Origin of the sequence: Nitrospirillum bahiense (genome assembly GCF_007828025.1) — a bacterium.
Classification (GTDB): Bacteria; Pseudomonadota; Alphaproteobacteria; order Azospirillales; family Azospirillaceae; genus Nitrospirillum; species Nitrospirillum amazonense.
Genome location: NZ_VITO01000042.1, coordinates 1 through 12,322 on the forward strand (window position 1 = coordinate 1; position 12,322 = coordinate 12,322).

Genomic DNA, 12,322 nt, shown 5'->3' on the forward strand with positions numbered 1-12,322 from the left:
GACATTCATCCGCAGCACCACCCTGAAGCTCGCCGTCGCCAAATGAAGTGCCTCATCGTCGCAGCCGGGCAAGGAACCCGGCTGCGGGAGCGCGGCCTCCTCAAGCCGCTCATCCCCATCAAGGGCAGCCCCCTGATCGAACGCGTGATGGAGCGGGGGCGCGCCGCCGGCGTCACGGAATTCGTGGTGGTCAGCGGCTATCGCGGCGAAGAGCTGCGGGCCGCCGTGGATGTGCTGGCGGCACGGGTGGGCGTTGCCGTCTCCCATGTCGTCAACGACGAATGGGAACGGGCCAACGGCGTCTCGGTCCACAAGGCGAAGGCCCTGCTGACGGAGCCCTTCCTGCTGACCATGTGCGATCACCTGGTGGACCCCGGCATCTTCCAGGGCCTGATGGCGCTGCGGCCGGAGTCGGATACCGTGACCCTGGCCGTCGACTTCAACATCGAACGGCCGCTGAACGACCCGGAAGACGTCACGCGCGTGAAGTGCGTGGACGGTCGGATCGTGCACATCGGCAAGGTGATCCGTGACTTCAACGCCTTCGACACCGGCGTCTTCCTCTGCACGCCGGGCATGTTCGCCGCGCTGGAGGAAAGCCAGGCCAAGGGCGACGACAGCATTTCGGGCGCCATGAACGTGCTGGCGGGGTGGAAGAAGGCCTGCGTCCACGACATCGGCGACCGGTTCTGGATCGACGTTGACGACCCGGCCGCCTTCGAGAAGGCCGAAAAGCTTCTGGACGCCGGCCAGCTCTGAGCCATGCAAACCACCGAACCGGTCAAGCGGACCTCCGAAATCGAGGAGGTCACCAACCTGTACGTCATCCATCCCATCTCAAGCTGGCTGACCCCCAGGTTCGCCGCCCTGGGGATACCGCCGAACGCGGTATCCCTGGCCGGGATGGCCTTCGGCATCGCCGCCGGCGTGGCCTACACCCGTTACCAGACCCTGGCGTGGACGGTGGTGGCCTTCGTCCTGATGATCGCCTGGCACGTCATGGATGGCGCCGACGGCCAGTTGGCCCGGCTGACCAACGCGCAGTCGGAAACCGGCAAGATCCTGGACGGCATCTGCGACTACGTCACCTTCATTGCCGTCTATGTCGGCCTGGCCATGACGCTGGCGGCGGAGCACGGCGGCTGGGTATGGATCGTCATCGTGGCCGCCGGCGTGGCCCACGCAGTCCAGTCCGCCGCCTATGAGATGCAGCGTCAGTGCTACAACTTCTGGGGCTGGGGACGGAAGTCCGCCGAGCTGGCCAAGCTGGACACCCCGGCGGCGCACCGCCCGGGCGTGCTGGGCGCGCTTTACCGCCTGTATCTGCACCTGCAGTACCTGACGACGGGCGTCACCGTGGGCTTTCACGACGAACTGGCACGTGCCTTGGCAACCGACGCGGCCCGCGCGCCGAAGATTCGGGAGGCGTACCGGGCCGCCTTCGCCCCGGCGGTGCGGCGCTGGTCCATCCTGTCGGCCAACTACCGCACGCTGGGCATTTTCATCGCCGCCGCCGCAGGCCGGCCGCTGCTGTATTTCTGGTTCGAGCTGCTGGGCTTCAGCCTGATCCTGGCCGTCCTGCTGTCGCGCCAGGCCGCCCGCTCCGCCCGCTTCCTCAAGAGCTTGCGACAGGCGGCATAGCCGGTACCGGGCGCGTCCTATGCGTCCGGTAGAAAAGATAGGCCGCCAGCCCGATCAGGATCAGCGACGGGCCCAGGGCCGTCACGGCCGGGCTGAGGTTCAGCAGCAAGTCCAGGCGATCGGAAATCTGCTGCGTCAGGGAAAAGACGATGCCGATCACGGCGCCGATGGTGATCTGCTGGCCTGTGGACTGGGACCGTGGCGGCCCGAACACGAACGGCGCCGCGATCAGCGCCATGGCCAGCATGGTCAGCGGCAGGCTGAGCTTGGTCCACAGTTCCTGTTCATAGCGCACGGCGTGCTGCCCCTGCCGCCCCATCTCGCGGACATAGCGATAAAGGCCCGTCGGCGACATGTTCTCCGGCACCGGCATCAGGTCCTGCACGCGCTTGCCCGGCAGGAAGGATGCCCAGGACAGGCTGTCCAGATGCTCGGTATGGATCTGCTTGGCGTCCACGGTCTTGCGCGTCACGTCGCGCAGTTGCCAGGGCCCCTCCGCCTGGATTTCGGCGCGGTCGGCATGGATAAACGTCTCCAGCCGGCCGTCCTGGGAGAAGGTGTAGACGTTCACACCGCGCAGGACGTTCTTGCTCTCGATCCGCAGCACGTTCAGGTATTGCCGCGCGCCGCCGGCCCAGAAGCTGTCGCCGCTGTCCGCCAGGGGCGAGTCGGCCAAAGCGGCGGACCGCAGGGTCAGGGCCAAATGTTGCGCTGGCGGAATGACAAATTCGGCCACCAGGAACAGCACGAGGACGACCGGCGGCAGCAGCTTGAGCACCGACCCGATGATGCGCACTTCCGATAGGCACAAGGCACGCATGGCCGTCAGTTCCGAGCCCTTGCCCAGGCTGCCCAGGGCCAGCAGGGTGCCGATCAGCATGGCAACGGGCGCCACCTGCAAAAGGCGCGACGGGCTGGTCAGCAGCACGTAGACCAAGGCGTTGACCACGTGGTATTGGCCCTCGCCCACTGACTTCAGCTGTTCGACGAACTCCAGCAGGCTGAACAGCGCCACAACTCCGCCGGCGACCGTCAGGAAAGCCTTCAGTGTCGCGCCGCCGATATACCGATCAAACTGGGTCATGGCGGACAGTGTGTTCCCGCGGCACCTCAAGGCTGCCCGACAGCCGCTTGACCAGGGCCCGGACACGGAACTCCACGTTCCATTGCGGCCAGTACAGCGCCACGACCAGCAGCACCGCCAGCAGCGCCGGCGCCCACCAGATGCCGGGAATGGCGCCGACGGAGCCATGCTGCACCCAGGTGCGGGCCGACGTGCACAGCAGGTAATAGCCGGAATAGACCAGGATGGCGGTGCCGAACTTGGCGTAGCGCCCCCCCTGCCGGGGATTGACGCGGCTAAGGGGCATGCCCAGCAAGCCCAGCAGGAGGGTGGAGAGGCAGGTGGACAGCCGCCACTGGAACTCCGCGATGTCGGCAGGATCGCTGGAGCGGGCCAGGCGAGCGGTGCTGACGCCTGTGGCGCTGTATTCCTGCGGGGCGATGTTGTGGTTGGCGGGGTCCAGCGTGACGCTGCCCACATCCATCATGCGGTCCTGGGTCGAGTCGTCACGCCCCAGGAAATAGACGTGCGCACCATCCAGTTGCACGTTCGATCCGCCGTCCCGTTTCGGCGGCAGTGCGTGGGCGCTCTGCGCCATGATGATGTCGGTGGTGGTCGGATGCTGGATCTGGATGAAGACCTCTTTCGCCGGGCCCCGGATGCCTTCCCGCCGGGGAAAGAAGATGACCCGGCCACCATGCTTGTTGAGGTAGAAGGTGCCCGATTCCATGGCATCGACGTTCATGGAAAGCTGGGCGCGATACGTGATGTCGTGCGACTTCTCATAGGCCCAGGGGCGTACGAACAGGGAGAGCGCCAGCACCAGCACCGCCAGGCCGCCCGACAGCATGAACAGCGCGCGCAACACGATGCCGGGACTCACGTGCAGGGCGAACATGGCCGTGATTTCGGAGTCGCCGTAGAGCTTGCCGAACGCCATCACCACTGAGACGTACAGCGAAATGGGAATCAGAACCTCTAGCGAGATCAGGAGCTTGAGCCCGACCAATTCAGCGATGGCGCCGGTCGGCAACAGGCCGTTGACCGCGTCTGCCAGCAGGCCCGCGGTGCTGTAGCCCACGAACAGGGCCGCAAGGATGCCCAGCACGGCCGCCAGCGGCTTCGCGACTTCTCGAATCAGGTAGCGTTCGATGATCAAAGCTCTACGCCATCCCGCGCTTGGTTCGTCAGGGGATTACCCTATCCAGCCGGGTGCCGACTAACTCCCCCGGCGCTATCGCAACGACTGTTCGCATATGGCATACGACATCTTGCATTAATGTCTATGACAATCCGACGACAGCCTTCTATAAAGGTTACGGCGGATATATGAAGCCTTCGCTAAATTGCGAGAGGGCGGAATGGCGGCTCCGCGATGGTGGCATAGCTAATATAGAAGCATGGCTAATTCAGAAGAACAGATCCGGTCGCTTGTATTCGACGCCCTCCGTGCCTCTCTGGAACGGCCCGTCGAATTATCGGATGATACGAACATCACCGAGGGCCTCGGTCTGGATTCGGTTGCGGTCATGGATTTCGTGATGGAGATCGAGGACGCGCTCGACATCTCCATCCCGCTGGACCGGATCGCCGAGGTGAAGACCATCGGCGATCTTATCGCTACGGCACGTGACCTTAAGGGCAACCGCTGACCCATGGCTCTTTTCGACAAGTTCGCGCCGCTGATGGGGCAGTTCGAGAGCCTGGAATCCACCGGCTACAATCCCTTCAACGTCAGCTTCGACCGGGTGCTCTCCCCCACTGAGGGGGTGATCGCCGGCCGGCGCATCCTGCTGCTGGGCACCAACAACTACCTGGGGCTGACCTACGACCCCGACGTCATCGACGCCGCCGTCGCCGCGACCCGCAGCCTGGGCGCCGGCACCACCGGCTCGCGCGTGGCCAACGGCAGCTACGGCGGCCACCGGCAGCTGGAACGCCACCTGGCCGACTTCTACGGCCGGCAGCACTGCATGGTGTTCTCCACCGGCTACCAGGCCAACCTGGGCATCCTCTCCGCCCTGGCCGGCAAAGACGACCACCTGATCCTGGACGCCGACAGCCACGCCAGCATCTATGACGGATCCCGCCTGGGCCACGCCCAGGTCACCCGCTTCCGCCACAACGACCCCGACGACCTGGACAACCGCCTGCGCCGCCTGGCCGATACCCCCGGCGACAAGGTCATCGTCGTCGAGGGCATCTATTCCATGATGGGCGACACCGCCCCCCTGCGCGAGTTCGTCGAGGTCAAGCGCAAGTGGGGCGCCTACCTGGTGGTGGACGAGGCCCATTCCCTGGGCGTCCTGGGACGCACCGGGCGCGGCCTGGCCGAGGCCGCCGGCGTCGAGGATGAAGTCGACTTCGTCGTCGGCACCTTCTCCAAGAGCCTGGGCGGCATCGGCGGCTTCTGCGTCAGCGACATGGACGGCTTCGACATCCTGCGCGTCGCCAGCCGGCCCTACATGTTCACCGCCTCCCTGCCCCCGGCCGTGGTGGCGGCGGCGACGGAGGCGCTGAACCAGCTGCGCCACCGCCCGGCGCTGCGCCAACAGCTGATGGACAACGCACGCCGCTTCCATGCCGGCCTCGGCGACCTGGGCTTCCATGTCGGGCCCGAGGCCAGCCCCGTCGTCTCCGCCATCATGCCCGATCCCAAGACGGCCTTCGCCTTCTGGACACGCCTGCTGGAGGCCGGCCTTTACACCAACGTCAGCCTGCCCCCCGCCACGCCCAAGGGCCTTGCCCTGCTCCGCTCCAGCGTCAGCGCCGCTCACAGCCGCAGCCAGATCGACCACGCCCTCTCCCTCTTCGCCACCACGGGACGCGAACTGGGCCTCATCCCGGCCGAGCCGGTCGCCCAGCCCGAAATCCGCGCCGCCGCTCAGTAGTACTTCATCAGCACGGAAACCGGATTGTCCCCGGCCTGGACCGGGATGCGCACCTTGCCCAGGTCCGGCGGTCCCAGGTACAGCGTCGGATTGTTGGAGAAGCCGTACCCCTCCGCCGGAATGCCGAGCATCGTCGTATCGAAATGGCCATTGTCGTTTTCATCATGAAACAACGCCACCGCGTAATGGCCGGCCTGGGGCAGGACGAAGCAGGCCTCCGTCACGGGCAGGACGACCGGCAGGATCTGGCGGGCGACCTTGTAGGCGCCGTCCAGGAAATGATCGGCATCGTCCGGATAGATGGTGATGGTGACGTTGCCCTTGCCCGAGTGCATGCCGGTGATGTTGAGCCGCAGCCGCACCTGGGCGGCATCGGCCGGGTCGCACGGCGGGCCGGGCATGGCCACCGCCTTCTCCGCCCGGGCCACCGTGGGCAGGGCCAGGACCGCCGTCACCGGGGCCGCCACTGGGGCCGCCACCGCCGCCAGAGACCAGATGCCCGCCAGCACGGCGCGGGCTTTAAGCTTGCCTCGCATCACCAACTTGTCCCCCACCAGTCCATTCTTCCGGGCGCGCCCGCACGCACCATGTACGGGCGGGGACGGATGGACTTCAAGCCCTGTGAAGACCTCGCGCATGCGTGACGTGGTCATCTTCCGGCACAACCTGTTCCGTGTTTCCGAGACCTTCATCACGGAGCAGGCGCGCTTCCTGCGCCGCCATGCGCCGCTATACGTCGGGCGCCTGCGCTACGGCCCGCCGCCGCCGGGCGCCGCCTCGCTGGCGCTGGCCGATCTCTGGCCACGCTTCACCCTGCCCCGCATCGGCTGGCAGATGCTGACCCGGGATCCGGCGCCGTATCAGCACCTGCTGGCGGGGCGGCGCCCGGCCCTGATCCATGCCCATTTCGGGGTGGAGGGCGTCTATGCCCTGCCGGTGGCGCGGCGCCTGGGCCTGCCGCTGATCACCACCTTCCACGGCTTCGACGCCACGCTGTCGACTGCGGCGCTGATGATGTCGCCCGCCTGGGTGAACTATCCCCTGTTCCGCGGCCGCCTGGCCCGGCAGGGGGACCTGTTCCTCTGCGCCTCCGCCTTCATTCGGGAGCGGGTGCTGGCCATGGGCTTCCCGGCGGAGCGGACGCGGGTGCACTACATCGGCGTCGACTGCCAGGCCATCCGCCCCCGCGACCCGGAGGAGGAAACGCCGACCATCCTGCACGTCGCCCGCCTGGTGGAGGTGAAAGGCGCGGAATATCTGATCCGCGCCTTCTCCCTTCTTGCGGATTGGCATCCCAAGGCCCAACTGGACATCATCGGCGACGGGCCTTTGCGCAAGCCGTTGCAACGGCTTGCGGGAACGCTGGGATTGAGCAGTCGCATACGCTTCTTGGGCGCCCTGCCCCATACCGAGGTCCTGGCGCGGATGCGCCGGGCGGCGATGCTGGTCCTGCCCAGCGTGCGCACCAACACCGGGCGCGTCGAGGGCTTGGGCATGGTCATGCTGGAGGCAGCCGCCACCGGCGTCCCCGTGATCGGCAGTCGCATCGGCGGCATTCCGGAAGCCATTGTGGAGGGCCGCACCGGCCTGCTGGCGCCAGAGCGTGATGCCGAGGCCCTGGCCCGGCATATGGAAACCCTGCTGGACAACCGCGACCTGCGCCATCGCATGGGATGGGAGGCGCGCGCTCACGTGGGGGCGCAGTTCGACATCACCCGCCAGACGGCAGCGCTGGAGGATATATACGACCAGGTGGCCGGCCATGCGGCATGACGGCGCTGCAGGTCCCGAACGGGGGAGTGACCAGAGGATGGCTGGGCGGGCAGTCGTGGTCGCCCATCCGGACGACGAGATCCTGTGGCTCAGCTCCGCCCTCGCCGGGGCCGACCGGGTCGTCTTCTGCTTCGGTGATCCTTTCAACCGGCCGGCCAAGGCGGCGGCGCGGCGGCGCGCGGTGGCGGCCCTGGCCTTGCCGGGCCTGATCGACCTCCGCATTCCGGAAAGCGGCGCCGGCTTCGCCGTCGACCGGGCCAGCCCGGTGGCCACGCCCCAGGGGCTGCAGATCACGGACGCGGCGGCCCGCACCCGCTATGAGGCGAATTTCCCCCGCCTGGTGGCGGCCCTGCGCCCGGCCCTGGCGGGATGCGCGGAGGTCTACACCCACAATCCCTGGGGTGAGTACGGCCACGCCGAGCATGTGCAGGTCCACCGCGCCGTCACCGCCCTTCAGGCCGAGCTGGGCTTTCGCGTCTGGTTCAGCAACTATGTGGACATCAAGAGCTGGCCGCTGGCCACCCGGCTGGCCGGCGCCCCGTGCTGGACGGAGCGGCGCCGCGTCCAGCCCGACGTCGCCCTGGCGCGCGGCTTGATGAAGACGTATCGGCGCCACGGCGCCTGGACCTGGACGCCATTCCATCGCTGGCCGGCGCAAGAAACACTTTACGGCCAGGCGCCGGAGGTCGAAGGTCGCCACCCCATGGCGGGGGAGGAGATGCTGGACGTGGCCGGCCTGCGCTGGTGGCCTCCACCCTGGCGCCGGGCGCGGCGGCGCCTGACGGCCCTTCCGGTTTGATCCTTTGTCCCTTCGCTTTGAAACACGGCCTGCTGCGAAACACGATCTGCTGCGCGGAATGTCCCTATGACCTCGACGACTGACACCACCCGTCCCGGCCGCCTGGAAAACCTGGCCGCCGGTCTCCGCTTCGCCGCCCGCGCCGTCGGGCAGCGGTATACGCCGCTGCTGGCCCAGGTCGTGGTGACGCGCCGCTGCAACCTGGCTTGCGGCTATTGCAACGAATATGACGACTTCTCCCCGCCCGTGCCGCTGAAGGACCTGCTGGCGCGCGTCGACCATCTGGCGGCGCTGAAGACGTCCTCCATCACCTTCACGGGCGGCGAGCCCCTGCTGAACCCCGACCTGGACAAGGCCGTGCGCCATGCCCGGCAGAAGGGCATGATCGTCACCACCATCACCAACGGCTTCCGCCTGACCAAGGAATGGATCGACCGCCTGAACGCCGCCGGCCTTCAGGGCATGCAGATCAGCATCGACAACCTTGAGCCCGACGAAATCTCGATGAAGAGCCTGAAGTCGGTCGAGGGCAAGCTGGAGTTGCTGTCCAAGCATGCGCTGTTCAAGGTGAACGTGAACTCCGTGCTGGGCGTCACGGGGGAGCGGACGCAGGACGTGGTGACGGTGGCGGAAACGGCGGCCAAGTTCGGGCTGCAGCATTCCGTGGGCGTGCTGCATGACGGCAGCGGCACGCTGAAGCCCCTGAGCCCGGCGCAGATGCTGGCCTATGAGAAGGTCACCCAGATTTCGCCGTCGCTGGTGCACACCTTGAACTACCGGCTGTTTCAGAAAAACCTGATGAACGGCCAGGCCAACGACTGGCACTGCCGCGCCGGCGCCCGTTACCTGTACGTCACCGAGGACGGGCGGGTGCATTGGTGTTCGCAGCAGCGGGGCTATCCCAACAAGCCGCTGCTGGACTACACGCTGGAAGACATCAAGCGGGAATATCACACCGAAAAGGGCTGCGCCCCGACGTGTACGCTGAGCTGCGTGCACCAGATGAGCATGTTCGACCGGCGGCGCCAATCCATTCCGGACCCCACGGCCCGGCCCGCCGGCGCGCCGCCGGCGGATGGTGCGGCCAAGCCGGTCAGCTGACCGGCTTTTCCCGGTCGTACCGGAACAGCCCGCCATAGGCGGCCGCCATCGCCACCGCGACGATGGCGACGCTGACGGCGGGCCGGTCGCCCCCGGGCAGCAGGCGCAGGGTCCAGACCACGGCGGCCATGACGGCAACGCCGGCGGCAGGCAGCAGGAAGGCCCGGACGACGCTGGCGGCGCCGATGGCCCATGTCCGCTCCAGATAACGGGCGCCCCACGCCAGCAGCGGCGGATAGATCGCCAGCCACACCGCCGCGACGGCAATGATTCCGCCCTCGGCCGGCAGCAGGGCGCCCACCGCCACGATGCCGGCGCTCAGCAGGGTCAGCGTGACGGCCGACAGCTGGGCCGCCAGGCCCGGCCGGCCCGACGCCATCATCAGCGGCGTCAGCAGTTGCGAGGTCACCCGCAGCAGGGCAGCCGCGGCCAACAGCTTCAGCGGCAGGGCGGCGGCGGCATAGCTGAGGCCGTGGTCGTCATGGATCAGGGCGGTCAGAGGATCGGCCGCCAGGATCAGGCCCACCATCAGCGGGGCCGTCAGCAGGGCCAGCCGGCGCAAGGACCAGGTCAGCGACTGGGTCAGCCCGGCCCTGTCGCCCGCCAGGCGGGCGAAGACGGGCAGCGCCGTGCGGTTGATGAGCGTGCCCACCGCCATCACCGGTTCCATGGCGATGTCGAAGGCGACCCGGTACAGCGCCAGGGGGGCCGGGCCGTAGAACCAGCCCACCAGCAGGAAATCGATGTTCTTGAAGACCTGCTCGAACAGGTTGACCGCCGCGGCGCGGAAGCCGAAGCGGACCAGGCCGCAGATGTCGTCCAGCCGGAAGTGCGCCCCAGGGCGGAAGGGGCGTGCCAGCGTGGCGCCGACCAGCGTGTAGAGGCCGCTGGAAACATAGCCCGCCACCAGGGCCCACGCCCCGGCGCCGGCCGCGGCCAGGCCCAGACGCGTCAGCGCCGCCCCCAGCGTGGCCGCCACGTTGACGACGGCGATCCGCTCATATTTCAGGTCGCGGTTCAGCAGTGCCAGAGGTATCACCGCGGCGGCGACCATCGGCTGCTTGGCGGCCACGGCGATGAAGTAGGCCGCCATGCCGGTGACGCCGTACAGGGCCTCCAGCCCCGGCGCCGCCGCCAAGGTCACAGCACCCATGAGGAAGGCGGCGCCCAGGATGAACCAGAAGAGGCTGTCCAGCTGACGCTTGGCCACCGTGGGCGCCTGGACCAGGGCGTCGCCCGTGCCCAGCCCGTCGAAGGCCTCGATCACCATGCCGGTGGAGATGACCAGCGAGGCCACGCCCACCTGTTCCTTGCTGAGGAAGGTCAGCACGGCGAGGATGGTGGAGAAGTCGATGACCTTGGCCAGGACGGTGGCGCCGCCCAGCCAGTTGAAGCCCCGTCGCAGATGGCGCTGATGGTCGCCGTCGTTCACGTTGTCCTATCCATTCCGAGGGGGGCCTCGGGACGGGGCGGCAGCACCCAGGCGCCCTTGTTGACCAGGTGGGCCAGCCAATGGCGCGACTGTTGGCGCCACGCCCGGAATTCCCGCCTGCCCCAAGTGCCCGCCCTCACCGGGGTGGCCTGCATGCGCTCCTCCACCAGGGCATGGATGCGCTGCGCCCGCGCGGCCCAGGTGTAGTCACGGCTGTCGGACAGGGCCGTTTCCGCCAGGCGGGCGGCACGGGCCGGATCGCCCAGCAGCGCGTCGATGCCGGCGACAAGGTCGGGTATGGAATCGGGCGGGCAGAGATAAGCGTTCTCATCGTGACGCAGGACCTCGCCCACGTCGGGGGTGCGCCCGGCCAGGATGGGCCGGCCGGAAGCGAGGTAGAAGAACACCTTCAGCGGCAGGACCGTCGATCCGAACTCCGCCAGCGGCAGCCAGGACGGCGGAATCAGCAGAATGTCGGCGGCGTAGATGTAGTCGGCCAGCTTGTCCGCCGGCTGATAGGGGACGATGCGCACATTGGGCACGTCACGGGCCATGGCCTCGATCGGCCCTTCCCCATACGATCCCACCAGGATGAACAGGACGTCCGGCCGCTCCCTGGCCGCCTCGACCGCCAAGGCCAGGCCCTTCTTGTGATTCACCCGGCCGGTGTAGACGACCGTTTTCTGACCGGGTTCGACGCCGATCCGCCGCTTGGCTTCCTCAAGGGGGATGCGGGCCTGAAACCGTGCCGGCTCATAGCCGTTGCGGATGCAGCGCACCTTGTCCTCGGGAATTCCCAAGGCCAGGTATTTGCGCCGGGTGTAATCGGAATGGCAGATCTTGACGATGAAGCGCGGGTGGCTGAGCAGGCGGTACAGCCAGAACTGCAGCGGCGGGATTTGGTCGGGCCACGGGCGGTAGTGATCGAAAGCGACCTTCTGCCCGAACAGGATGGCCATCCAGGCGACCCAGAGGTTGCGGGTGTAGACCACGTCGGCCCGGCGAAACTCTTTCCGGAAAGGCAGGGTGAGCCCGCAGAGGAAATGCCGCAGCGCCGCCGGCGTGATCGGGGCACGCGCATCGACCACCGGCATGCCGGCCAGGGCCTCCGCTGCCGCCCGCCCCGCCGCGTCCTTCAGGGGGACGTGCAGCCACGCCCCTTCCGTCAGCGGGGCCAGATACCGGGCCGTGGTGGTAAATACTTCGGCATCCGCTTCAGTGCTTGGTAAAGGGTTCTCGAAAGTGAATAATATTCGCATCGAAAACTGCACCATGGGAGAGCGGAGGGGTGCCCGTTTCTTTCATAGGTGACAGCCGGATTCAATAGCGACGGCCCTCACCGTTCCTCTCACCGGGCATGCTGAATGGCCGGTTGGAATCCCGGCCCGGCACACCGCTTATGGGTCCTGCGGATGGAAATGGCGCCAATACGATGTGTCGGCCATCATTCCGTCACAAAAGTGTGAGGGTGCTCACATCCTTTTGACGCGCGTTGCCCGATTTTCACCTACTGTTTTGTAAATTCCCCAACTCACAGGTTACGTCATGCAGAGGGCCAAAATCCGTATTGCCATCGCAGGCATCGGAAACTGTGCGAGCGCGCTGATCCAGGGCATTCATTA

General features: G+C 67.2%; 12 protein-coding genes. 7 read left to right on the forward strand and 5 right to left on the reverse strand.

What is annotated here, in order from left to right; translation table 11 throughout:
* Together FBZ88_RS29915 and FBZ88_RS29920 are read left to right on the forward strand one after the other, a co-directional pair.
* Positions 1 to 759, forward strand: a 759-nt coding sequence (locus FBZ88_RS29915) for a phosphocholine cytidylyltransferase family protein (RefSeq protein ID WP_246138915.1), incomplete at its 5' end; no start/stop codon positions are given.
* Positions 760 to 762: 3 nt separating this feature from the next.
* On the forward strand, positions 763 to 1,641 hold the full coding sequence (locus FBZ88_RS29920) for a CDP-alcohol phosphatidyltransferase family protein (protein WP_145620640.1): 879 nt from the start codon (positions 763 to 765) through the stop codon (positions 1,639 to 1,641).
* Here the strand turns inward: FBZ88_RS29920 and lptG are convergent.
* Positions 1,616 to 2,725, reverse strand: a complete 1,110-nt coding sequence (gene lptG, locus FBZ88_RS29925) for an LPS export ABC transporter permease LptG (protein ID WP_145620641.1) — start codon at positions 2,723 to 2,725, stop codon at positions 1,616 to 1,618. The genes FBZ88_RS29920 and lptG overlap by 26 nt on opposite strands.
* Complete coding sequence (lptF, locus tag FBZ88_RS29930) at positions 2,712 to 3,863, reverse strand: LPS export ABC transporter permease LptF (RefSeq protein WP_145620642.1); 1,152 nt, start codon at positions 3,861 to 3,863, stop codon at positions 2,712 to 2,714. The genes lptG and lptF overlap by 14 nt, the downstream gene beginning before the upstream one ends.
* A 241-nt stretch (positions 3,864 to 4,104) precedes the next feature.
* Between lptF and FBZ88_RS29935 the strand changes: the two genes are divergently transcribed.
* Positions 4,105 to 4,356, forward strand: a complete 252-nt coding sequence (locus FBZ88_RS29935) for an acyl carrier protein (protein WP_145614019.1) — start codon at positions 4,105 to 4,107, stop codon at positions 4,354 to 4,356.
* Positions 4,357 to 4,359: 3 nt separating this feature from the next.
* Complete coding sequence (gene spt / locus FBZ88_RS29940; protein WP_145620643.1) at positions 4,360 to 5,595, forward strand: serine palmitoyltransferase; 1,236 nt, start codon at positions 4,360 to 4,362, stop codon at positions 5,593 to 5,595.
* Here the strand turns inward: spt and FBZ88_RS29945 are convergent.
* Complete coding sequence (locus FBZ88_RS29945) at positions 5,589 to 6,131, reverse strand: DUF2141 domain-containing protein (protein WP_145620644.1); 543 nt, start codon at positions 6,129 to 6,131, stop codon at positions 5,589 to 5,591. The two genes, spt and FBZ88_RS29945, sit on opposite strands and share 7 nt — an antisense overlap.
* Before the next feature lie 100 nt (positions 6,132 to 6,231).
* Between FBZ88_RS29945 and FBZ88_RS29950 the strand changes: the two genes are divergently transcribed.
* The 3 genes from FBZ88_RS29950 to FBZ88_RS29960 all read left to right on the forward strand — a co-directional run bounded on the left by FBZ88_RS29950 (position 6,232) and on the right by FBZ88_RS29960 (position 9,268).
* Positions 6,232 to 7,368: a glycosyltransferase gene (locus FBZ88_RS29950; RefSeq protein WP_145620645.1), complete on the forward strand. Its 1,137-nt coding sequence runs from the start codon at positions 6,232 to 6,234 to the stop codon at positions 7,366 to 7,368.
* A 37-nt stretch (positions 7,369 to 7,405) separates the two neighbouring features.
* Positions 7,406 to 8,167 (forward strand): PIG-L family deacetylase, encoded by a 762-nt coding sequence (locus tag FBZ88_RS29955; RefSeq protein WP_145620646.1) that lies wholly within the window; start codon positions 7,406 to 7,408, stop codon positions 8,165 to 8,167.
* 66 nt (positions 8,168 to 8,233) lie between these two features.
* Positions 8,234 to 9,268 (forward strand): radical SAM protein, encoded by a 1,035-nt coding sequence (locus tag FBZ88_RS29960; RefSeq protein WP_145620647.1) that lies wholly within the window; start codon positions 8,234 to 8,236, stop codon positions 9,266 to 9,268.
* Here FBZ88_RS29960 and FBZ88_RS29965 read toward each other — a convergent pair.
* Positions 9,261 to 10,700, reverse strand: a complete 1,440-nt coding sequence (locus FBZ88_RS29965) for an oligosaccharide flippase family protein (protein WP_145620648.1) — start codon at positions 10,698 to 10,700, stop codon at positions 9,261 to 9,263. The two genes, FBZ88_RS29960 and FBZ88_RS29965, sit on opposite strands and share 8 nt — an antisense overlap.
* Entirely contained in the window at positions 10,697 to 11,959 is a 1,263-nt protein-coding gene (locus FBZ88_RS29970; RefSeq protein ID WP_145620649.1) for a glycosyltransferase family 4 protein, read from the reverse strand. The genes FBZ88_RS29965 and FBZ88_RS29970 overlap by 4 nt, the downstream gene beginning before the upstream one ends.
* Positions 11,960 to 12,322: the final 363 nt, after the last annotated feature.